This window comes from Streptomyces sp. STAM6, assembly GCF_054963715.1.
This window is the reverse complement of sequence record NZ_JBUEFZ010000012.1, coordinates 128,962-151,705: the sequence shown is the minus strand read 5'-3', so window position 1 is coordinate 151,705 and position 22,744 is coordinate 128,962. Positions and strand designations below refer to the sequence as shown.

General features: G+C 73.4%; 16 protein-coding genes. 8 read left to right on the top strand and 8 right to left on the bottom strand.

Annotated features, from left to right (window positions below; all coding sequences use genetic code 11):
* Nucleotides 1-148: 148 nt before the first annotated feature.
* From ACY34K_RS17155 to ACY34K_RS17135, 5 genes are all read left to right on the top strand, one after another.
* The gene (locus tag ACY34K_RS17155; RefSeq protein ID WP_462747853.1) at nt 149-1,141 is read left to right on the top strand and encodes a MerR family transcriptional regulator; all 993 of its coding nucleotides are present in this window, start codon (nt 149-151) and stop codon (nt 1,139-1,141) included.
* Nucleotides 1,142-1,298: 157 nt separating this feature from the next.
* The gene (locus ACY34K_RS17150; protein WP_462747851.1) at nt 1,299-2,546 is read left to right on the top strand and encodes an NAD(P)/FAD-dependent oxidoreductase; all 1,248 of its coding nucleotides are present in this window, start codon (nt 1,299-1,301) and stop codon (nt 2,544-2,546) included.
* 194 nt (nt 2,547-2,740) lie between these two features.
* Nucleotides 2,741-3,973: an FAD-dependent oxidoreductase gene (locus ACY34K_RS17145; protein WP_462747848.1), complete on the top strand. Its 1,233-nt coding sequence runs from the start codon at nt 2,741-2,743 to the stop codon at nt 3,971-3,973.
* Nucleotides 3,973-4,704, top strand: coding sequence for a methyltransferase domain-containing protein (locus ACY34K_RS17140; RefSeq protein ID WP_462747845.1), 732 nt, complete (start codon nt 3,973-3,975; stop codon nt 4,702-4,704). The genes ACY34K_RS17145 and ACY34K_RS17140 overlap by 1 nt, the downstream gene beginning before the upstream one ends.
* A gap of 53 nt (nt 4,705-4,757) precedes the next feature.
* Nucleotides 4,758-6,251, top strand: coding sequence for an FAD-dependent oxidoreductase (locus ACY34K_RS17135; protein WP_462747949.1), 1,494 nt, complete (start codon nt 4,758-4,760; stop codon nt 6,249-6,251).
* 4 nt (nt 6,252-6,255) lie between these two features.
* On the opposite strand, the gene ACY34K_RS17130 is transcribed toward ACY34K_RS17135, so the two are convergent.
* From ACY34K_RS17130 to ACY34K_RS17105, 6 genes are all read right to left on the bottom strand, one after another.
* Nucleotides 6,256-7,260, bottom strand: a complete 1,005-nt coding sequence (locus ACY34K_RS17130) for a DUF5914 domain-containing protein (protein WP_462747843.1) — start codon at nt 7,258-7,260, stop codon at nt 6,256-6,258.
* The gene (locus ACY34K_RS17125; RefSeq protein ID WP_462747840.1) at nt 7,257-8,252 is read right to left on the bottom strand and encodes a phytoene/squalene synthase family protein; all 996 of its coding nucleotides are present in this window, start codon (nt 8,250-8,252) and stop codon (nt 7,257-7,259) included. Before ACY34K_RS17125 ends, ACY34K_RS17130 begins: the two co-directional genes overlap by 4 nt.
* Entirely contained in the window at nt 8,239-9,810 is a 1,572-nt protein-coding gene (crtI, locus tag ACY34K_RS17120; RefSeq protein ID WP_462747839.1) for a phytoene desaturase family protein, read from the bottom strand. The genes ACY34K_RS17125 and crtI overlap by 14 nt, the downstream gene beginning before the upstream one ends.
* Complete coding sequence (locus ACY34K_RS17115) at nt 9,807-10,952, bottom strand: polyprenyl synthetase family protein (protein ID WP_462747836.1); 1,146 nt, start codon at nt 10,950-10,952, stop codon at nt 9,807-9,809. Before ACY34K_RS17115 ends, crtI begins: the two co-directional genes overlap by 4 nt.
* Nucleotides 10,953-11,149: 197 nt before the next feature.
* Nucleotides 11,150-12,523 carry a cryptochrome/photolyase family protein gene (locus ACY34K_RS17110; protein ID WP_462747834.1) on the bottom strand — a complete coding sequence of 458 codons (1,374 nt, stop codon included), beginning with the start codon at nt 12,521-12,523 and terminating at the stop codon, nt 11,150-11,152.
* Between the two features lie 59 nt (nt 12,524-12,582).
* Nucleotides 12,583-14,700 (bottom strand): MMPL family transporter, encoded by a 2,118-nt coding sequence (locus ACY34K_RS17105; RefSeq protein WP_462747830.1) that lies wholly within the window; start codon nt 14,698-14,700, stop codon nt 12,583-12,585.
* A 494-nt stretch (nt 14,701-15,194) separates the two neighbouring features.
* Between ACY34K_RS17105 and ACY34K_RS17100 the strand changes: the two genes are divergently transcribed.
* From ACY34K_RS17100 to ACY34K_RS17090, 3 genes are all read left to right on the top strand, one after another.
* The gene (locus tag ACY34K_RS17100; protein WP_462747946.1) at nt 15,195-15,899 is read left to right on the top strand and encodes a helix-turn-helix transcriptional regulator; all 705 of its coding nucleotides are present in this window, start codon (nt 15,195-15,197) and stop codon (nt 15,897-15,899) included.
* 228 nt (nt 15,900-16,127) lie between these two features.
* Nucleotides 16,128-16,877, top strand: coding sequence for a Pvc16 family protein (locus ACY34K_RS17095; protein ID WP_462747828.1), 750 nt, complete (start codon nt 16,128-16,130; stop codon nt 16,875-16,877).
* Nucleotides 16,874-19,147, top strand: coding sequence for an ATP-binding protein (locus tag ACY34K_RS17090; RefSeq protein ID WP_462747825.1), 2,274 nt, complete (start codon nt 16,874-16,876; stop codon nt 19,145-19,147). Before ACY34K_RS17095 ends, ACY34K_RS17090 begins: the two co-directional genes overlap by 4 nt.
* 45 nt (nt 19,148-19,192) lie before the next feature.
* Here the strand turns inward: ACY34K_RS17090 and ACY34K_RS17085 are convergent, their stop codons facing one another.
* Both ACY34K_RS17085 and ACY34K_RS17080 read right to left on the bottom strand, forming a co-directional pair.
* Nucleotides 19,193-20,530: a ricin-type beta-trefoil lectin domain protein gene (locus ACY34K_RS17085; protein WP_462747822.1), complete on the bottom strand. Its 1,338-nt coding sequence runs from the start codon at nt 20,528-20,530 to the stop codon at nt 19,193-19,195.
* Nucleotides 20,531-20,624: 94 nt separating this feature from the next.
* Nucleotides 20,625-22,700 carry an eCIS core domain-containing protein gene (locus ACY34K_RS17080; protein WP_462747819.1) on the bottom strand — a complete coding sequence of 692 codons (2,076 nt, stop codon included), beginning with the start codon at nt 22,698-22,700 and terminating at the stop codon, nt 20,625-20,627.
* Between the last annotated feature and the right edge of the window lie 44 nt (nt 22,701-22,744).

Below are 22,744 nucleotides of genomic sequence, written 5' to 3'. Positions count from 1 at the left end.
CTGCCGAGCGTCGAAGACGGGGTCAAAGGCCGTCCGCCGAGCCGGGACGGCCGCCGTGCCTTTCGGGGTGGCCGGTGTTGTGCGCCAGTCTTCGACGCCCAAACGACGCACGCAACATGCGTCGTTTGTGCGTCGTACCATGGGTGCCATGGCAGTGCGCGAAGGCGAGGGCGAGGATGCGCGGCGCACCGGCGGGCTGACGACCGGCGAGGTGGCCAGGCGTCTCGGCGTGGCGCCCACGACCGTCCGTACGTGGGACCGGCGCTACGGCCTGGGCCCCGACACCCACACCGGTGGCCGGCACCGTCGCTGGGCCGCCGCGGACGTGGCGCGGCTGGAGCGGATGTGTGCCCTGACGGCGACCGGACTCCCACCGGCCGAGGCCGCTCGCACGGCCCGCGAGGGCACACCGGCCGCGGAACGGGCGGCCCGGTCCGTCGACGCCGCACCTGCGGGACCGCCGGTCCGTGCGCGCAGCCGGGCCGGCACCGGCCTGCGACTGGGCGACGTGCGGCAGGAGTGCAAGGGAGTCGCTCGCGCGGCTCTGCGCCTCGACGCCGTCGCGCTGGACGAGCTGCTGAGGACCGCCATCGACGAGCACGGGCTGATCACGGCATGGACGGAGGTGATCATGCCGGCGCTGCAGGCCGTCGGACGAAAGTGGGAGAGCTCCGGGGAGAGGTACGTCGAGGTGGAGCACCTCCTGTCCTGGCACGTCTCCGGCGCGCTGCGGCGCTGCACCCGGCCCCCGGCCGAGGAACGTCCCGGTGGCACCGTCGTGCTCGCCTGTGTGCCCGGCGAGAACCACACGCTGCCACTGGAGGTGCTGACCGCCGCACTCGCGGAACGTGGTCTCGCGGTACGCATGTTCGGGGGCGCTCTGCCCGTCGAGTCCCTCGTCTCGGCGGTGCGCAGGACCGGACCGGCCGTGGTCGGGCTGTGGGCCCAGTCCCGCAGCACCGCCAGCCGGCCGTTGGCCCAGCATGTGGCCGCCATGGAATGGGGAGTGCGCGGCGCCCGCAGGAAGCCGGTCGTCCTGACACTGGGCCCCGGCTGGGCCGGGCGGACCGTGCCCGGCCTGCCGCGTCCGACGGGGCTGGCCGAGGCCGTGGCGCTCGTGGAGTCGTCGACGGGGGAGTGAGGGGCCGCCCTTTCCGCGCCCGGCTGCGGCGGGCGCCCGCGTTCCCCGACGGGTTCCGACGGGGCGAGTCGGGTGGGCCACGCCGAGTCGTTGGGCGAGCCGGAGGACCTGTTCCCGGCCGTCGCGGTACAGGTGGTCGGGTCGATGAAGGAGGAACATGACCGTGCACCCCCGCCGCCTCCCGGACACCGTCGTCGTCGGTGCCGGTCCGGCAGGCCTGGCCTGTGCCCTGGACCTGAGCCGTGCGGGACGGCGAGTGGCCCTGCTGGAGGCTTCCGACGGGGTGGGCGGCCGGATGCGCACCGACCGGCGGGACGGATTGCTCCTGGACCGGGGATTCCAGGTGTTCAACACCTCCTACCCCCAGGTCGAACGGCGTCTGGATCTGAGGAGTCTGCGACTGCGACCGTTCACCCCCGGCCTGCTGGTGCACGGGGAGCACGGGCCGGTGCGCCTCGCCGATCCGACCCGCCGGCCGGGTTGGGCCGGGTCACTGCTGCCGGGGCGGGTCCTTCCGGCCCGCGATCTGGCCGCGCTCGCGGCACTCACCGCACGGGACGCACTGCTGCCCGCCGAGCTCCTCAAACGGCGCGCCGACAGCTCCACCTCGGCCGCCCTGTCCCGCGCCGGGGTGTCGCCCGGGACGGTCGACCGTATTCTGCGGCCTTTCCTGTCCGGCGTGTTCCTGGAGGACCGGCTGGAAACCTCCGCGCGCTTCTTCCACCTGGTCTGGCGAAGCATGGTCCGCGGAACGCTCTGCCTGCCCGCCGACGGCATCGGCGCGGTACCCGCCCAGCTGGCCGACGGTTTGCCCGAGGGCGTCCTCCGGCTGGAGACACCCGTCGCGGCCGTCACCGACTCGGGTGTGCTGCTGGCGGACGGGGACGAGCTGCCGGCCCCGACCGTGGTGGTGGCCACGGACGCCGGCACGGCGGCCCGTCTGCTGCCGGGACTGCAGGTGCCGGACGGCCGTACCGTCACCACGTACCACTACACGGCCCCGACCAGCCCTCTCGCCGAACCGACCCTGGTGGTGGACGGTACCGGCACGGTTCTGAACACCTGCGTCCTGACGGAGGTCGCCCCCACCTACGCACCGTCCGGCACCGTGCTGGTCTCCGCGTCGGTGCTGGGCACGGACCGGCCCGGGGCGGGCGGAGCCGTGCTGCGGCGCCTGGGCGAGCTGTACGAGACGGACACGAGCGGCTGGCAGCAGGTCGCCGTGTACACCGTCGAAGGCGCGCTGCCCGCGATGCGACCGCCCTGGCCGCTGAGCCGTACGACGCGTTTCGGCCCCGGCAGACACGTGTGCGGCGACCATCGGGCGACCGGTTCGGTACAGGGCGCGCTGGCGTCGGGCACGCGGGCCGCCCGGGAGGTACTGGCCGACCTGGCGCGTGGGTGAGGCGCGACGGCCGTGTGCGACCCGCCCGCATCCATGAGGGACCGCCGCACGGAAGAGACGGCGCAAGGGAAAGACGCGCAGGGAAAACGGTGCAGGGCACCACACCCCCCGACCAACCCGACCCCGGAGCGAGGCGTGGACATCAACGGCGGGCGAATGCCGGTGGCCGGGACCAGCGGTGGCGGGCGGCCCGGATGAGCCGACCTGCCCCACGCCCCGACGAGACGTCCGACGTGGTCATCGTGGGCGGCGGCGCGGCCGGACTCAGCCTCGCGCACCGGCTGGCGCGGAGCGGCACGGCCACCGTGACCGTCGTGGAACCACCGGAGGGCCCCCTGCGGCCACCCGAGCGCACCTGGTGCTACTGGGACGACGGAACGGGCGACTTCCAGGAAGCGGTCACCGCCTCCTGGCCCCGGCTGCGCGTCCACGGCTGCGACGGCGGCGCGGTCACCGTCGATCCGGCACCCCTGCGCTACTCCATGCTGAGGTCCACCAGGTTCGAGCGGCTGGTGCACTCCCGGCTGGCCCGGTCCCCGGCCGCCCGGATCGTCCGCGCCACCGCGCTGGCGGTGCGCGACGTCGCCGGAGGAGCGGAAGTCCACTGCGCGGCACCCGACGGCCGTAACCTGACACTCCGCGCCCGCCACGTGTTCGACTCCCGCCCCCTGCCCACGCTGCCACCGGCCCGGACCCTGTTGCTACAGCACTTCCGCGGCTGGTTCGTGCGCACCGCGGCGGACCGGTTCGACCCCGCGGTCGCGGACCTGATGGACTTCCGGGTGCCACAACCGGGCCACGGGCTCGCGTTCGGATACGTCCTCCCGCTCGCCGCGGACCGGGCACTGGTGGAGTACACCGAATTCTCGCGGGCGCCGTTGACCTCGGCGGCCTACGACACGGCGCTCAGCCACTACACCCGCGAGGTCCTGCGCCTCGGCGCGTTCACCGTGGAAGAGGCGGAGCAGGGAGCCATCCCCATGACGGACGCCCGCTTCCCGCGCCGGGACGGGCAGGCCGTCTTCCGGATCGGGACGTCCGGCGGCGCCACCCGCCCGGCGACCGGCTACACCTTCGCCGCCGTGCAGCGACAGAGCCGCGCCATCGCCGCCGCACTGCGCGACGGACGCGCCACCGCGCCGGCCCCGCACGGGCGGCGGGCGCTGGTCATGGACGCCGTGCTCCTGAGAGCACTGGACACCGGGCGGATCGACGGCCCCGACTTCTTCACCGGCCTGTTCCGCCGCAACCCCCCGGAACGGCTGCTGCGCTTCCTCGACGGGGCCACCACCCCGCGGGAGGAGTGGGGCATCGGCCTGCGCACCCCCGTCGGCCCCATGCTCCGGACCGCACTCGAACTGCCCTTCCTGCGCCGCCGCTCGCATCCCACGGCCGGCCCCGCACACCGACCGGAGGAGAGCCACTGATGACCCTGCTGCGCGACCACGACCTGGCCCGCGCCTTCGACCACGCATCCCACAGCTACGACCGCCTCACGGCGCTCAACCCCGGCTACCGCACCGATCTGCTGCGTTCGGCACGCCGGCTCCGGCTGCCCGGGGACGGCGCCGGTCTGCATGTGCTCGACCTCGGCTGCGGCACCGGCGCCTCCACCCGCGCCCTGCTGCGCGCCGCCCCGCACGCCCGTGTCACGGCCGTCGACGCCTCCGCGGGAATGCTGCGACGCGCCCTGGCCAAGCCGTGGCCCGCACGCGTGCGGTTCCTGCACCTCACCGCCGAAGAACTCGCCACGGCCGGTGAAGGACCCTTCGACGCGGTCTTCGCGGCCTACCTGTTCCGCAACGTCACCGCCCCGGACCGCGTCCTCGCGACCGTCAGGGCGCTGCTGCGGCCGGGCGGACGGCTCGCCGTCCACGAGTACAGCCTCAGCGGCTCGGCCGTCCACCGAGCCATGTGGACCGCCGTGTGCCGAGCGGTGATCATTCCGGCCGGCACGCTCAGCGGCGACCGCGCCCTGTACCGCCACCTGTGGCGCAGCGTCCTCGCCTTCGACACCGCGCCCGCGTTCACCGACCGCCTGACGCGTGCGGGCTTCACGGGAGTGCGTGCCGCCCCTGTCGCCGGGTGGCAGACCGGCATCGTGCAGACCTTCCTGGCCCGCAACGGCACCACCACGACGGCGGGGTGCGCCCGGTGAGCGCCCCACGCCGGGCCGCCCGACGCGGCCGCGACCGCAAAGCCGAGATCCTGATGCCCATGCCGGGCCGGGACCGGTTCACCCGCGCCGACGCGCCTGACGTCGCCGTGGTCGGCGGCGGCATCGCCGGTCTCGCCGCGGCCACCGTGCTGGCCGAACGCGGCGCCCGCGTGACGCTGTACGAGCGGGAGGAAGCACTGGGCGGGCGGCTCACCGGCCGCCGGACCCGTCTGGCCGACGGCTCCGTGGTGACCATGAGCCGAGGGTTCCACGCCTTCTTCCGCCAGTACTACAACCTGCGCGGCCTCCTGCGGCGTACCGACCCGGGTCTCACGCGGCTGACCTCTCTGCCCGACTACCCGCTGCGCCACAGCGGTGGCCTGACGGACAGCTTCGCCCACGTCCCGCGCACCCCGCCGTTCAGCGCGCTCGGATTCGTCGCTCGCAGCCCCACCTTCGGCTGGCGTGACCTCACCACCATGGACGCCCGGGCGGCGCTGCCGCTCCTCGACGTCCGCGTCCCCGAGGTCTACGAACGCTTCGACGACATCAGCGCGACAGCGTTCCTGGAACGGGTCCGCTTCCCCGAGGCCGCGCACCACCTGGCGTTCGAAGTGTTCTCGCGCAGCTTCTTCGCCGATCCGCGCGAACTGTCCGCCGCCGAACTGCTGCTGATGTTCCACATCTACTTCCTCGGCTCGGCCGAGGGCCTGCTCTTCGACGTGCCGAACGACCCCTTCCCCCAGGCCCTGTGGGAGCCGCTCGGCGACTATCTCCAGCGCCTCGGGGTGGACATCCGGACCGGCACGCCCGTGCACCGCGTCCGCCCGCACGACGGCGGGGGAGCCGAGGTGGAAACCCGCACCGCCCACCGCTTCGATGCAGTGGTCCTGGCCCTCGACCCCGGCGCTCTGCGGCAGGTCGTCGCCGCCTCACCCGGCCTGGGCACCGCTTCCTGGCGCGGTGACATCGCCGCACTGCGCACCGCGCCGCCCTTCCTGGTCTCCCGGCTCTGGCTGGACCGGCCGGTGCGCGCCGAGCGCGCCGCGTTCCTCGGCACCAGCGGCTACGGCGGTCTGGACAACATCAGCGTCCTGGAACGCTACGAGGGCGAAGCCGCCCGCTGGGCCGCCAGGACCGGGGGCTCGGTGGTCGAACTGCACGCCTATGCCGTCACCGACGGCGGGGACCCGGAGCGGGTGCAGGACGAGATCGCCGGCCGGATGCGACAGGTGTACCCGGAGACCCGTGACGCGCGGATCGTCGACGCCCGGCACGAGTGGCGCTCCGACTGCCCGCTCTTCCCGGTCGGTACCTACCACCGGCGCCCCACCGTACGGACACCGCACCCGTGGCTGACGGTGGCCGGTGACGCGATCCGCTGCGACCTGCCCGTGGCGCTGATGGAACGCGCCGCCACGACCGGCTTCCTGGCGGCCAACCTGCTGCTCGCCGGCCGGGGCGTGCGGGGGCAGACGCTCTGGACGGTGCCCCGGGCAGGCCGCTCCCGGCCGCTTCGGGCACTCGGCGCGCTGGCGAGACGCTGAGGGATCACCCCGGGAACCGGCCGGTGCTGCGCAGCGCCCAGCGCCTTTCGGCATACGCCAGGTCGTCCCGCCACAGACGGCCGGCGGCCCGCCGCATCAGCGGGCGCAGCACGGGGGCGGCGGCGCGCGCCAGGGCGAAGCCCCGCCTCTCGGAGGTCGCGACCACGGCCTCGACCACGGCGGTCCGCGGCCGTGGGACCGACTCGCCGGTCAGCGGTGTGGCGTGCGTTTCCACCACGGAGGTGACTCCCTCGCCGTCGGTGATGCGCATGACGACGGTACGGGGCCCGGGCGCGGTGAACTCGGCCCGCACCGGGACGACCAGGCGGCCGGTCACGCGGAAGGAGACGTCGACGACGAAGGCGTCGTCGTCGCCCTGCGGAGCCCGTGCCACCGTCAGGTCGACGAACGAGTAAGGGTGGAACCAGGCGCCGTGCCACGGATCGAGCCGGTTGGCGACCACGTCCTGCGGTTCGCACCGCCCCACCGCCGCGAAAACGGCATCCACCCCGCTGCCGGGCGCGGGCCGGTCGGGCACCATCGGGCGCTCCGTGGGTTCTTCGCCGCCGACGGTGTCGAGCCTCACCCACACCAGCACGCCGTCGTCGTGGACGGGACAGGGGTCCCAGCCGGGGAACGGCCGGCCGTCCAGGGCCAGTCCGTGCCAGTGGCACACCAGCGCGCCGCACACGACCCGGCTGTCGCGCAGCGGTGCGCCCAGGTGCGGGCAGGCACCCGGGCCGGCGTGCAGGTCGCCCGAGTCCGAGCGCCACAGGACGATGTCGACGCCGCCGACGGTCCTGCCGTACGGGCGGCCGGCGGCGCGGAAGTCCCGGGACGCGCCGACGACGAACCAGTTGCCGGAGGGACGGACGGCCGCCCGCTTCAGCGCGTCGGCGATCAGCGCCGGACGCGCCTCCTGCCAGGTGGGCGTCTGAGCCGCCCAGTCACCGCGGCGCCGCCGCCGCAGCGGCGGGGTCCAGCGGGCCCGGTCCGGTCGGTCGGTCATCGCACGCTTCCCTTCCGCCGGAGTGCCGGCTCCTTTTCGTACGGCGTCGAGCCCGGGACGCGGGCACGCCACCGGGCGCCGATGACGCGGGCGGCTCCCGCCGCCGCCGTAGCCGCACGACGCCCGCGCGAGACCACCGCCCGCCGGTGCAGGACGGTGTAGCCCTGGTGTGCGATCGCGTCGAGAATGCCGCCGTACAGCGTGAACGCGGTGCGGATGCAGGGCCGCACCCGCGGGTCGAGCATGCCGATGCCGGGCTCCGCCTCCCGGTACACCTGCCGTGTCATGGCCTCGGCGGCGACGAGCGCGGAGCGGATCCGCGGATCCCGGCTCCCGGTGCGGCGGCTCCACTCCAGCAGCGGCCGGTCCACGCCGTGGGCGGCGAGCAGGTCGGCCGGCAGATAGACCCGGCCCCGGTCCAGGTCCTCGCCCACGTCCCGCAGGAAGTTGGTGAGCTGGAACGCCACCCCGAGCGCCGCCGCGTGCGGTGCGGCCTCCTCGCGGGGTACCACCGTGCCGAGCACAGGCAGCATCTGCAGCCCGATCACGGCGGCCGAGCCGTGCATGTAGGCGCGCAGGTCGGCGTAGGTCGGATAGTGGGTGACCGTCAGGTCGGCGCGCATGGAGGCCAGGAAGTCGGCGAACAGTACGTGCTCGATGTCGTACCGGTCGGCGGTGTCGGCCAGGGCCCGCACCACGGGCTCCCCGCCGGTGCCGGTACGCAGCCCGTGAACGAGGTCGCTCTCCAGGCGCCGCAGCAGCGCGGCCCGCTCACGGGGCGTGCGGTGCGCGCCCAGGTCGTCGACGATGTCGTCCGCCCAGCGGGCGAAGCCGTACAGCGCGTGCACGGCGCAGCGGCGTTCCACCGGCAGCAGCCGGGTGGCCAGGTAGTAGGTCTTGCCGTGGCGGGCGTTGAGCCGGCGGCACTGGGCGTAGGCGGTGCGGAGCGCCGGATCGGTGATTCCCGCGGCGTCCAGTTCACGACGGCTCAATCGGCACACTCCGTGGTCGGGGGTGGGCGACACCCGCGGTCGTGGCGGCGGAACGGGGGCCGTGGGCGCGGCGCCGGACGCCGCCGGTGACGCGGGCGGCGGCGAGCTTGCCGCTGATGAGCACGGTGGGCACCCCGACGCCGGGCGTGGTGCCACAGCCGGCCAGCACGACGTTGTCCAGCCCGCGTACGAGGTTGCGCGGCCGGAAGGGGCCGGTCTGGGCGAACGTGTGGGAGACCGAGAACGGGCTGCCGGCCGCGTGTCCCTGTGCCGTCCAGTCCAGCGGGGTCACCAGGAGTTCCTCCTGGACGCTGCCGGTGAACCCGTCGAGGCCCCGTCGCTCCAGCTCGGCGACCAGGCTGTCGCGGTATCGGGGCCCCAGGTCGGCCCAGGCCGCCGCCGAGGGGCCGACGGTGGTGTTCGGGCAGGGGGCCAGGACGTAGTGGAGGTGCCGGCCGTCCGGCGCGAGGGTGGGATCGTGCGTCGTCGGCCGTGTGATCAGCAGCGACGGATCGCTCATCAGCCGGCCCGAGCGGGTCAGTTCGTGGAAGGTGCGCTCCCAGGCGGCGCCGAAGGACAGCGTGTGGTGGGCCAGGCCGGGCCACGTGCGGTCCGTGCCGGCGTGCAGGACCACCGCGGACGGCGAGTGGCGCAACGCCACCGGGCGCCGGGGCGCACGTCCCAGCAGCCGGTGGGCGGTGGACAGTTCGCACGTCAGCACCACCGCGTCGCAGGGGATCCGCTCGTCCGACGCCAGACGGACGGCACGCACGCGGCCACCCTTCCGTTCCAGTGCCGTCACCTCGGCCGACCAGCGCAGATCGGCACCGGCACCGGCGGCCGCGCCCGCCATGGCCCGGGGCAGCGCGTGCATGCCGCCCTTGGGGAACCAGACGCCGGCCACGGTGTCCATGTAGGCGATCACCGCGTAGGCCGCGAGCGCCCGGGCGGGGGCCAGGCCGGCGTACAGGGCCTGGAAGGAGAAGACCCGGCGCAGGCGGGCGTCGGACAGGAAGCGGCCGATGCGCCTGTCCAGACGTCCGAAGCCACCCAGTGCCGCAAGCCGCGCCAGGTCCGGGTTCAGGAGCTGGAAGGGCGAGTCGAAGTTCGCGTCGATGAAGCGCCGCATCTGTGCCCGGTACAGCCGCTCCAGCCAGTCCCGCAGCCCCCGGTAGCCCGCGGCCTCCGCCGCTCCGGCGAAGCGCCTGACCTCCGCCTCCATCGCCTCACCGTCGGTGTGGACGTCGAGGGAGGTTCCGTCCGCGAAAGCCGCCCGGTAGGCGGGATGGAGGGGCAGCAGCTCCACATGGTGGGAGAGACTGTCGCCGACGGCCGCGAAGGCTTCGTCGGCCAGATGCGGCATGGTGAGCACCGTGGGACCGGTGTCCAGCTGGTATCCGCCGATCCCTACGCGGCCGGCGCGGCCGCCCGGCCCCGCGTCCCGCTCCACGACCGTGACTCGCCGTCCCGCGCCCAACAGGTGGAGAGCGCAGGCGAGGCCGGACAGCCCGGCGCCCACGACCACGACATGGTCGGTCGGTCCCGCCACCGTCCTCACGCGCCCTCCTCCATGCGATCCGGCGCGACCCCCGACGCGCGTTCGACCAGTGCGGCGAACTGCCGCCGCACCGAGGCGTCCGCACCCGTCGTCTCGAAATGGCGCAGGCCGGCGGCCGCGAGTTCCGCGATCTTCGCCTCCACCACGGCACGGGCTCCGGTCCGCTCGATGGCCGCCCGCATGCGCTCGACACCGTCGTCCGGCCCCGGGTCCGGACCGGGGGCGGCAAGTGCGGCGGCGGCCTCCCGGTCACCCGACGTGTCCGCGAGTCTGAGGGCGGCGGCGAGGAGGTAGGTGAGCTTGCGGGTCCGCAGGTCGTCGTCGGCGGGTTTGCCCGTCAGGGCCGGGTCGCCGAAGGTACCGAGCAGATCGTCGCGGAGCTGGAAGGCCAGGCCCGCGCACCGGCCGGCCGCGCGCAGCGCGCCCAGCGCGAACTCGTCGGCTCCGGCCAGCGCCGCACCCATCGCCAGCGGCCGCTCGACCGTGTAAAGGGCGCTCTTGAGCGTGGCGATGGCCAACGCGTCGTCGAGGCTCGAGGCGCCGGTCGCCTGGGCGTGGAGGTCACGGTACTGGCCGGCGACCATCTCGCCGCGCATGGCCCGCCACTCGCGGTACAGCCGCGGGCCGTGTGCCGAACCGAGCGCGGTCTCCGTCAGCAGGTCGTCTCCCCAGGCCAGGGCCAGATCACCGGCGAGCACCGTGGCGGAGGCGGCGAACGACTCAGGCGAACCGTCCATCCGTTCGGCCCTGTGCATGCGGGCGAGAGCCACGTGCATCGCCGGTGCACCACGGCGCAGTGGCGATTCGTCCATCAGGTCGTCGTGCATCAGAGCGCAGGCCTGCACCAGTTCCAGGGCGGCTCCCGTGCGCAGTACCGCCGAAGCGTCGCCCGAGCCCCCCGCGGCCTGCCAGCCGCACCACACGAACGCGGTGCGCAGCCGCTTCCCGCCGCGCCGGACGAAGGCGACGACGCGGCCGGCCACGTCACGTGCGAACACCGGGTCCGTGTCGTGCGCCCTGTGCAGCTCGGCGTCCAGGACGCGGGCCAGGACCGTCTCGACACACCGGGTGGCGTCGAGGGCCGTGAGCGGGTCGCCGGCGAGCCCGGCCGGTTCGGCAACGGTTGGCCGCAGTCCGAGCATGAGCTACCCCTTCTCACTGTCCGTCACGCGTGCACCTTTGTTTCTGCCGCCGAGCCGGGTCCGGATGCGGTGATGTCTGCCCGCTGCGACGCGCCTTGCCGGGACGGCTCACTCCACCGGCCGCACGGGGTGAGTCTCATGGCGGTGTGTCGTCCGGCTCGAGGCGGCCGCATCCCCGTGGACGATCCGTCGCCTCGTCAGCCCCGGCCGCGCGCGTGCTTGAAGCGCGCCAGGCCGTCGCCCAGGTCGATCAGCGGCCGGGGGTACTCCAGGCGTGCCCGCTCGTGCGCGGGCAGCCGCCAGGGCTCATGGATGTGCCGGTCCGGCACGTCCCGCAGCTCCGGCACCCATCGCCGCACGTACTCGCCCCGCGGATCGAAGCGCTTGCCCTGGACGACCGGGTTGAGCACGCGGTGCGGGCGGGTGTCGGTGCCGGTCCCCGCGACCCACTGCCAGTTGAGCTGGTTGTTGACGATGTCGCCGTCCACCAGCCAGTCCAGGAAATGGCGGGCGCCGATCCGCCAGTCCACGTACAGCGTCTTCGTCAGGAAGCCGGCCGCCAGCAGGCGCGCCCTGTTGTGCATCCAGCCCTCGTGGCGCAGCTGGCGCATCGCCGCGTCGACCACGGGGTAACCCGTGCGGCCCTCCCGCCAGGCCGCGATCTCGTCGGCGGCCTCTGCCCCGGTCCGCCAGTGGTCGTGCCTGGTCCGGTAGTCCCGGACGGACGCCGCGGGGCGCGCCGCCAGCACCTGGTGATGGAAGTCGCGCCAGCACAGCTGCCGCACGAACGCCTCCGCCCCGGAGCCGCCGTGCGCGCGGGCCCGCCGGACGAGTTCCACCGCCGACACGGCACCGAAGTGCAGATAGGGCGACAGCCGGGAGGTGGCGTCACCTGCCAGGTCGTCGTGCCGGGCCTCGTATCCGGACAGGTCCTCGCGGACCCACCGGGAGACTCGTCGGCGTCCCGGTGTTTCCCCTCCGGCCGGCAGGCCCGGTGAGAGGCCGGACAGCTCGTCGCGGGACGGCGGTCCCTCGCCGCGCACTCCGTCGGGCACGCGCACGGCGCGGGGCGCCGGGCAGATCCCCCTCAGACGCTCCTGCGACCAGCGGCGGAAGTAGGGGGTGAACACGGCGTAGTGGTCGGAGCCGGCCGGTGTCACCACACCGGGGGCGAGGGCGGTGATGACGTTGTCGTGCACGTGGAGTGCCACGCCGTGGTCGCGCAGGACCCGCCGCAGACGCTCCTCCCGGCGCTGGGCGTACCCGGATACGCCCGCGGCCATGTGCACCTGAGAGGCGCGGCACTCCTCGGCGACCGCGAGGACCTCCTGGTCGACCGGTCCGCGACGCACCACGAGCCGGCCGCCGCGGCGGCGCAGCGACGCGTCGAGGTCGGTCAGGCAGTCGGCGAGGAAGGCGCTGCGGTTGGGCGCGTCGAAGCCGGCCGCCCGGACGCCGGGATCCCGTACGAAGAGCGGTACCACCTCGTCCGCCGCCGCGAGCGCGGCCCGCAGCGGCGGATGGTCGTGCAGACGCAGATCCGAGGTGAACAGGACGACCGCGACGGTCATGGTGGCGCTCCTGAAGTGACGACGGTGCGACGTGGGCGGGCGGGCCCGTCCTCAGGAGATCACTTCGGATCCGGCGCCACCTGCGGATGCACGACGCGCCCGCCGCCGCGCGCCAGGGCACTCGGCCACCATGCCCGGGGACCGATGTCGATCACCAGGGCGGGGACCAGGAGCGAGCGGACCACGAGCGTGTCGAGCAGGACGCCGAAGGCCACGATGAAGGCGATGTGCACCAGGAAGGCCAGCGGGATGACCATCAGGGCGGCGAAGGTGGCGGCGAGCACGACACCGGCCGAAGTGATCACTCCACCGGTCGTGGTCAGTCCGCGCAGCACGCCCTGCCGGGGGCCGTGCACGAGCGCCTCCTCCCGGACGCGCGACATCAGGAAGATGTTGTAGTCGACGCCGAGGGCCACCAGGAACACGAATCCGTAGAGCGGCACCGACGCGTCCGTACCGCTGAACCCGAGGACGTGCTCGAAGACCAGCGCCGACACCCCGAGCGTCGCCAGGAAGTTCAGAGCGACACTCGCCACCAGCAGCACCGGTACGACAAGGCAGCGCAGGAGCAGCACCAGGATCAGCAGGATGATGCCGAGGACGACGGGCACGATCACCGTGCGGTCCCGGGCGGCGGTCTCCTGGGTGTCCAGCCGCTGGGCGGTGTACCCGCCGACCAGCGCGTCGGCGCCGGCCACCCCGTGCACGTTCGCGCGGAGCCGTGCGACGGTCTCCTTGGCGGCCTCGCTGTCCGGCGCGGCGCTCAGGGTGGCGTCGATGCGCACGCGCCCGTCGACGACCTTCGGGGGAGCGGCGCCGGGCCGTCCCGAGTCGGAAATGGCGGCGGCCGCCGCCACGCCCCCGGTGTCCCCGGCCGCGGCCGTCACCTCTTCGGCACGGCCGGCGTCGGCGATGATGACGGCCGGGGTGCCCGACCCGCCGGGGAAGTGCTCGCCGAGCGTCTCCTGGGCGGCGACCGAGGGGGCGTCGTTCACGAACACTTCGTCGAGCGGGATGCCCTTCGCGGACAGCGTGGGAAAGAAGCAGGCGCACACGGTGAGGGCGAGCGCGGTCACCAGCCAGATCCGACGCGGCCGGGCGTCCACCTTCGCGGCGACCCGGCGCCACACACGGTGCCCCTCCTCGGAGGCGTCCGACGCCGTCGGCCGGGCGGGCCAGTAGGCGGTGCGGCCCAACAGCGCCAGCGCGGCCGGGAGGAACGTGAGGCTGGAGAGCACGGCACACCCGATGCCGATGGCCCCGACCGGCCCGAGGGCGCGGTTGTTCGTGAGGTCACTGGCCAGCAGGGCGAGCAGGCCGAGCGCCACGGTGGCGCCACTCGCGGTGATCGCGCCGATCGAGCGCCGCACCGCCGCCACCGCGGCCCCCGCGCGGTCCCCGCGCAGGGCGAGTTCCTCACGGAAGCGTGCCGCCAGCAGCAGCGCGTAGTCGGTGGCGGCACCGATGACGAGGATCGAGAGGATGCCCTGCACCTGGCCGTCCACGCGCACCACGTCCCGGTCGGCCAATGCGTAGACGACGGCGCACGCCAGCCCCAGGGCGAACACGGAACCCAGGATGATCAGGAACGGCAGCAGGACGCTCCGGTAGACGAGCAGCAGAATCAGCAGTACGGCGCCGAGCGCCACGCCCAGCAGCAGTCCGTCGATGCCCGAGAAAGCGTCCGAAAGATCGGCCCGGCTCGCTGCCGGACCCGCGATCCACACCGTGGTGCCCGGCACGCTCCGCGCGGCCTCGCGCACCTCGTCGAGCACCGCGGGCAGCTCCTCGCCCAGGCCGGGCCGCAGCGGGACGACGGCCTGTAGGGCCCGGCCGTCGCCGGACACCAGAGCGGGTGACGGGCGCCCGGCGACCCCGGGTGCGTCGACGAGCCCGGCGACCGCGCCGGTGGCGGCTGCCCGCTGGGCCCCGCCGATCTGCTTCCCGTCCGCCGTCCAGACCACGATGGCGGGTACGCTCTCGGACCGGTCGAACGCGGCACTGGCCTCCAGCGCCTTGGTGGACTCGGCGCTCCGCGGCAGAAAGGCCGCCTGGTCGTTGGTGGCGACCTCACCGAGCTTGCCCGCGTACGGCCCGAGCGTTCCGCCCACGGTCAGCCAGACGAGCAGCAGGACGAGCGGCACGAGCCACCGGGCCCAGCGCGGTGCGGTTCTCATGAGCCTTCCAAGCGGGTAGGCGAGGTGACGCAGGGGGCGAGTACCTCGACGGTCGAGTGATCCTAGGTCGGGGCGTGAGCGGTTCCGGTACGCCCCTTGACCGTTTCCCGAAGACGACCCGAGTGGGTTGCAGTCCGGGCGATCCTTTTGCGTCGGCCGCAGGACCCGCGACGGCGATCGCACGCGGCGCCACGGCGACGAGCAGGGAGGGGACTCGACGGTCCGCGTCCCTGGAACGCATTCCAGGCACCTGAGGTTTCACCAGGTCACTGCCTGTTCGGGCATTCCAGCTTTCCTCATTGGCCTTGATCCGTTGTCCGGAGGGACGCCCGTCCCGAAAGGTTTGTGCGGACAGGCCTCACGACGGCAGCACACGAAACACACCGAACACACCGAACACACCGAACACACGGAACATCGGAACATACGGAACATACGGAGGAAGACGGTTGCGCAGCTCCATACGTGCCTTACGCACCGAGCCGACAGGCACCGTGAACGCCGCCCCGGCCACGGCGGACCCCGGCAGGCCGGATCCCGGACACCGGATTCCCGTCGTCGTCCACGCGGCGGATCCCATTACCCGCGCAGGAGCGCTCAGCCAGTTGCGCCCGCACCCGGCGATCGAGCTGCGCGACGAACTGCGCGACGAGGCTCGCGACCAGCTCCGCGACGGAGTGGAGGCCGGGCCGGGGAGCGTGGCGGTGCTGATCGGTGAGACACCGGACGAGACCATGCTCACCCGGCTGCGCCGACTGGTCCGCAGCGAAGGAGCCCGCGCCGTCCTGGTGGTGAGCGCGGTGCGGGAGGCCGAACTCCTCGACATCATCGAGTGCGGCGTCGGGGCCGTCGTCTGGCGCCACGAAGCCACCGGACAGCGCCTGTTGCAGGCGGTGCTCGCGGCGTCCCGCGGTGACGGCGACCTCCCGGCCGATCTGCTCGGCCGTCTCATGAGCCAGGTGGGTACCCTTCAGCGCTCGGCCACGGGCCGTGCCGGCGTCTCCGGACCGGGACTGGCGGCACGCGAGGTGGACGTCCTGCGGCTGGTCGCCGAGGGACTGGACACCAGCGAGATCGCGGTCAAACTCGCCTACTCGGAACGCACGGTGAAGAACGTCATGCACGGGCTGACCACTCGTCTGCACCTGCGCAACCGTGCCCATGCCGTCGCCTATGCGCTGCGCGAGGGCTACATCTGACCGCCGGGGCACCTACCGGGCACCCACGAGGGCAGCGCGCGAGGGGATCTCCGGGCACCCCGGTCGGCCCCGTCGTCGTCCCCCGAGTGCCTGCTGGAGCGGGAGGGGCGGGGAGAGAATCGAAACGTACGAGACACGCACGGCGTGCGGATGCGCCGAGGCCGTGCGCGGGCGGTTCGCGCCGTTCGGCGGCACGGCGACACCTCACAGCAAGGCGGGAGCGCGACGGTGATCCACGAGGTGGACGAAGTCCTCAAGAGGATCCTCGGCGGTGGCGCGCTGGCCGGCTCCGGGATCGAGGTCTCCTTCGAGGCCCCCACCCGCGACTGGGCGGCCAGGCGCAACGCCCCGGCTGTCAACGCCTACCTGTACGACATCCGCGAAGACGTGGCCCGCCGGCAGCGGGGCACCACCCCGGTGATCGACGACACCGGTGTGGTGCTGTCACGACGCCAGCCGCCCCGCTGGTTCCGGCTCTCCTATCTCGTCACGGCCTGGACCAAGCGGCCCCAGGACGAACACCGCCTGCTCGCGGCCGTACTGGGCGCGCTCATACCCCGGGAGATCCTGCCCGCCCGTGAACTTCCCGGCTCACTGGGGGCACTGGGACTTTCCGTACCTCTCACGGTCGCCGGGATCCAGTCCGAGTCGCGGTCCCTGGCCGAGATCTGGTCCGCCCTCGGAGGCGAGCTCAAACCCTCCCTGGACGTGGTGGTGACGGCACCCTTCCCGGCGGCCCCGGAGTACGACGCCGGGCCGCCCGTCACCGAAGGGGCGGGGGTGCGCGTGCGCGGACTCGACGGCACCCTCGAGGGCTCGCGGGAGCGGCGGCACCGGCCGCGGCCCCCCGCCCCCCGGAGCGCGGCCACCGACGGCGCGGAAACCGGCGATGGCGCCCCCGCGAGCACCGAGCGAGGCCGCACGGGCTCCGGCGGCACGGCGCCCCGCCGCAGGACCGGAGAGCGACCGCCCCGATGACCATGCACGCCTTCGGGCACCACGCCGACCCGGCATGCCTCCGGGCCGGCCTCGTGGCCGAGGAGGCCGAGCACCGTCCCACCCCGGCCGATGCGCTGCTCGCCCGGCTGGCCCGGCTGCGTGAACGGGTGGCCCTGCTCGTGGGGCTCCGCAGTGCGGACGACCCCACGGCCGCGGACCCGCTGCGCGGCCTCTATCTCTCCGAGGACGCGGTACGGCACGTACTGGGCTCCACCGCGCCGGGGCCGGACGCCACCCGGACGGTGCCACGACGCGGCACGGCCGCCGTCCCCGGCACGGACGGCGCGGCGGTGACGTCACGGGCACGCACGGCCGCCCCGAAGCGGCCGGATCCGCCCGGCGCGGTGCACCCTGTGCACGCGGGCGGCGGCGTACACGCGGGCGGCGTACACGCGGGCGGCGTACACGCGGGCGGCGTACGCGCGGGCGACGGGGGCGACGGATGTGACGGGGGTGACGGGGGCGGTCGGACCGGGGAGGCCGACCACGACCGGCTGGCTCACCTTGCGGCCCGGCTCGGCCTCGGTGAGCTGGACGCCTGTCTGCTCCTCGTGGCCGTCGCACCCGATCTCGACCGGGGCTTCGAGCCCCTCTACGCCTACCTCAACGACGACGTCAGCCGGCGCCGCGCGACCATCGGCCTCGCGCTGGAGCTGTGCGGGCTTCCCGCGCACGGGCCCGAGGGACGGGCCAGATTCCACCCGGCGGCGCCGCTGGCCACGCTCGGTCTGGTCGAGACCGACGAGCCCGAACGGCCCTTCCTCAGCCGCTCGCTGCGCGTCCCCGACCGGCTGATCGCCCACCTCCTCGGCGACGACACCCCTGACGCCGTGCTCACCGGCCGGGCCCGCCCCCTCGTCGCACCGCCCGGACCGTACGACGAGGAATTCACCCGCAGGCTCTCCGGCCTGCTCGCCTCCGCCCCCCTGACCGCCTACCTGAGGGAACACCGGGAGGGCGACGGCCTCGTCTGCGCCGCGGCGGCGCTGGACACCGCCGGTCTCGACGCCCTGCACTACATCCCGGGCGGCACCGGGCCCGAGCCGCTCGCCGAACTTCTGCGCGAGGCCAGGCTGACCGGCCGCGCCGTCGTCGTGTCACCGGTGCCTGAGGACCCCGGCTCACTGATACGGCGGCTGACCGTGGGCGACGTACCCGTGCTGTTCACCGGGACCCGCCCCTACGACCCCCAGTGGTGCGACCACGACCCGCTGGTCCTCGACGTGCCGAGGCTGCGTGCCGACGCCGCCGATGCCTGGGCGGCGGCCCTCGGCACGGCGACCGGCCCCTGGCCCGACCTCGTGACGGCCGTCGCCCCGTACCGCCTCGGCGGCGAGCGCATCGCCCGTGCCGCGCGCGCCGCCCACCACCTCGCCGCCTTCGACGGCACCCCTCTGACCACCGACCACCTGAAGGTGGCGGCTCGCACGCAGTCCACCTCCGGTCTCGAGCGACACGCCCGTCGTGTCCGGCCCGAGGTCGGCTGGGACGACCTCGTCCTTCCCGACGGCCCCCGCGCCCAACTGCGCGAACTCGCCCTGCGCGCCCGCCACCGCGACCGGGTCCTCGGAGACTGGCGGCTGAGCGCCGGAGGCGGCCGGGGGCGCGGCGTAGTGGCACTCTTCGCCGGTGAGTCCGGCACCGGTAAGACACTGTCCGCCGAGGTCGTCGCCGCCGAACTCGGCCTGGACCTGTACGTCGTGCAACTGCCGTCCATCGTCGACAAGTACGTCGGCGAGACCGAGAAGAACCTCGAAAGGATCTTCAGCGAGGCGGACCGCACCGACTCCGTGCTGCTCTTCGACGAGGCCGACTCCGTCTTCGGCAAGCGCTCCGAAGTGAAGGACTCGCACGACCGCTACGCCAACATGGAGAGCGCGTACCTCCTCCAGCGCCTGGAGTCCTTCGACGGCATCGCCCTGCTCACCACCAATCTGCGGGCCAACGTCGACGAGGCGTTCACCCGGAGACTGGACCTGGTGATCGACTTTCCGTTCCCGGACGTCGAGCAGCGGCTCGCGCTGTGGCGTCACAGTCTCGCCCGTGTGCCGTGCGCGGAGGACACCGACCCGGGGCCGTGCGCCCGGGAGTTCGAACTCGCGGGGGGATCGATCCGCAGCGCTGTCGTCACCGCCGCGTACGCGGCGGCCGGCCGCGGCGGGCCGGTCACCACGGCCGACCTGCTGGAGGGTGCCCGCCGGGAGTACCGCAAAGCCGGCCGCCTGGTGCCGGGCGAGGGCAACTGGTAGCGGCGCTCGCCCGGCAGCTCCGTGCCGGCTGTTCGCCCGGGTCGGCTATTCGACGCGCCACTTCTGGTTGGACTGCCCGTTGCACGACCACAGCACGAGCTTCGTCCCGTTCCCGGTGCCGCGGTCGAAGGCGTCGACGCACTTGTCCGCCTGCGGATTCACCAGATCACCGGCCGGGCTCAGCACGAACACCTGCGCCGGGTTGCCGCTGCACCGGGCCAGCTGGATGGCCGCTCCGTCGTCCCGGGAACCGTTCGCCACGTCCATGCACAGGCCGAGGGAGCGCACCGTGCCGTCCGCCTGGAGATCCCACTTCTGCTGGGGCGATCCGGCACAGTCCCAGAGCTGGAGCTGGGTGCCGTCCGGGTTTTCGCCCTCCTTCGCGTCGGTGACGTCGACACAGCGGTTCGATCCCGCACCGATGATCTGCGAGCCCGGTACAGCCGGATCCTCGGGTACGGGTTCGCCACCCGGCTCCGCACCCGCGTCGGGTTCCGGTTCCGGTTCCGGGGGCCGCGGCGGCTCCTCCGGCTCCGCGGGCGGCTCGGCGGAGTCCTCCGGAGCGGGGGAGTCCGCCGGGGACGGGCTGGGCGCGGGGAGCGCCGACGCCCCGGCTTCCGCGGGCTTCTCCGTGGCGGCACTGCGGACCTGGGGCTTGTATCCGATCCACAACAGGACGAACGTGATGGCCAGAGCCAGGCACACACCCAGGAACGTGGCCAGCCAGCGGGGCAGGAAACCGCGCTGCACATAGGTGCCGTCGACGTTCAGCGGCTCCACCCCGGAGCGCTGCACGGCCAGGGTATAGGGCCGCCGCTCCTTCCGGCCGAACCAGATGATCTCGCGCGGCTTGAGCGTCGCGTCGACGAAGGCGGCGCGGCCCGGCTCGATCTGGACGCTGGACGGGTGGATCTCGTACGAGAGGTCGTCGCCGTTGTCGCTTCCGCCGACCGAGCAGGTGAGTTTCGTGTTGCCGAGGTTGTCGATCGCGAGCTTGGGCCGCCCCCGGAAGCGGCCCTTCACGGTGGGCGGTACGAGTTCGGCCCGCACGTCCGTGAAGGGGGTGATCGTCAGATTGCCCTCGGGGACGGTGGTGGCCTCAGGGTGTTCCGTGGGGGTGATCCGCACGGCGTAGGGGTTCGGGCCGGCGGTGGCGTCGGGGGAGCGCGGCGGGGCGAAGGCCAGCTCCACCGTGCCCGTGGTGCCGGGGTAGAGGCGCAGGGCCCGCGGCTCCACCGTCGTCCAGGGCGCGAGGTCCCCGACGGGTTCGAAGCGGTATTCGTCGACGACGTCACCGGTGTTGCGCAACCGCAGCCGTACGGTCGTCGTGGCGCCGGGGTCCACGGTGGCCGACGCGGGTTCGAGAGATGTCCAAAGGCTCACGTTCGGACGCTAACGAGAACGCGGCGCCGTGTCGGGAGGCCCAGGGGCACGATCCTTGCCTGAAGGGGCCGACATCGGCTGCCCGTTCGCGTCGTCACGTGCCGTCCATGAAGGAGACCCTGGCCGACGACAGGTCCACCGAGTCCGGAATCATCGCCTGGGGGCGCAGCAGATCGCGGAACAGGAAGTCCATCAGATCGGGGCCGCTCATGGCCTTCAGCCGGGCGGCCAGCGCGGGGTTGGACTGCTCGAACCTCATGATCTCCACCACCGCGCGCTCGACCAGACCGGGGATGATGTCGCCGCCCGCGAGGACGTTCTTGTGGAGGAGCTCGGGGCGCTTGATCACCTTCTCCGGGCCGTACACCATCGCGTTGCCCGGTTCCATGAGCGCGAACTGCCGCGCCAGTGTGTGAGCCTGCCGCTCCTCGACATCGCCGATGCCGTGGAAGTCCGTGATCGATTGCGTGAGGTCGTCGTCGGAGAGCGTGCCGTGTTCGAACCGGCGCACGTTCCGCATCCCGTCCGTCGCCTTCGCGGAACCGGCGCTGACAGGCTGGTCCGGGCGCTCCGCGGACGCCACGAGTCGGGGATAGTCCCGCTGGACGAAGTCGCTCAGCATGATCCAGCCCTTGCTCAGCAGCCCGGACTCGCCGATCCCGAGTTCGAGGCGCGCCTGTTCCTTGCCCTCTCCCTCCTTCCCCACACCGAAGCGGGACTTGCGGCCCGTCTTGCCCGCCGGCTCGATGTAGAAGAAGACGAAGCCGTGATTGGCGAGCATCAGCTCGTCCACGTTCATGGTGTTGTGCTTGTCCGTCGGGTTCTCCCTGTCCAGCGCCGTCTTGGACTTGAGCCGTTTGTCGGTGGCCGTCAGCATCCGGTCGGCCCGGTCCTTGGCGGTGTAGTGGGCGACCACGCTCTCCCGCAGCTGTGCCTCCAGCCTGGCGCTGACGTCCTTCACCCAGTCGTGCTCCGCCTGGCCGCCGATCTCCTGCTTCAGATCGTGACGGTTCAGCTCCGACAGCTCCCGGACGTAGCTGAATCCCGACATACCGAAGTTCACGGTTCCCTGCGCGAACTTCGCGTCCTTCCACAGGGTGCCCGTATCGGTCATGTCCTTGTACGGGAGCCGGGCGTCCTCCGGCAGGTCGCTGTCACGAGCGTGCTGCGCGGCCACGACCTCCATCTCGGCCCGCACGGCATGCAGCACGTCCTTCAGATACTCGGCGTCCGCCGCCTTCGCCTCCGTGGAGAGCGGCCCGGCGACGGCCTGGATCTCGGCGAGCATGCCCATGCACTGCTGGGGGTCGCGGACGGGAGAGGCGTCGTACGCCTCCACGAGACGCTTCACCGGTGCCGTGACCTGATTGGCGGGTGCCGGCTTCTTCGTGATCCAGGAGGCGAGCTTGCCGCCCGCCGACTGGGCCGGGGGCTCCTTGACGGTGATGCGGTTCCCCAGCTCCTCCGGTCCCTTGCGCTGCACCGGCAGTCCCTCCGGTCCCTTGCGCTGCACCGGCAGTCCCTCCGGTCCCTTGCGCCGCACCGGCCGTCCCGGTCGCGCTACCGGGGCGACACGATCGGACGCCTCGTGGAAGCCGTCCGTCTCGCGCTGGACGGGCGGCGCCCCGCTCATCACCCGCCGTGCGGTCGCCTCCGCCTCCTTCTCGGCCCAGTCGGACGGGTCGGAGATCTTCAGGCCGGAGCCGTTGTCGGTACCGGGCACGGCTCCGCGGCCCTGCTGCCGGTAGTGGTCCAGTTCATGCGCGAGGGTGTGCTTGTCGTGGCCGTCCCAGACCACGTGGGAGCCGGAGGTGTACGCCTTCGCGCCGATCTCCGCCGCGGACCGCTGGGCCACCGCGTCGGTGTGGACGCGCACGCCGCTGAAGTCCTCGCCACCGAACCGGGCCTCCATCTCGGACCTGAGCCGTCCGTCGAGCGGCCGGCCGGAAGAGCGCAGCACCTCGTGCACCGGGGAACGCTGGAGGGCCGGCGCATGACCGCACTGCGCGTCGTGCTCGTGCCGCTCCTCGGCGACGGCCCGTGCCACCGCCGAGTTGCCCGCCGCGCGCTGGAGCGCCAGGAGGCGCTGCGCGGACGTGCTCGGCGGCACCGTCCGACGGGCCTTCTCCCGGTCACCGGCCTGGCCGGACCTCTGTTCCTGTGCGCGCACGACGCTCCCCTCGCTGAAATGGCATCCCAGCGTTACCCGGTCGG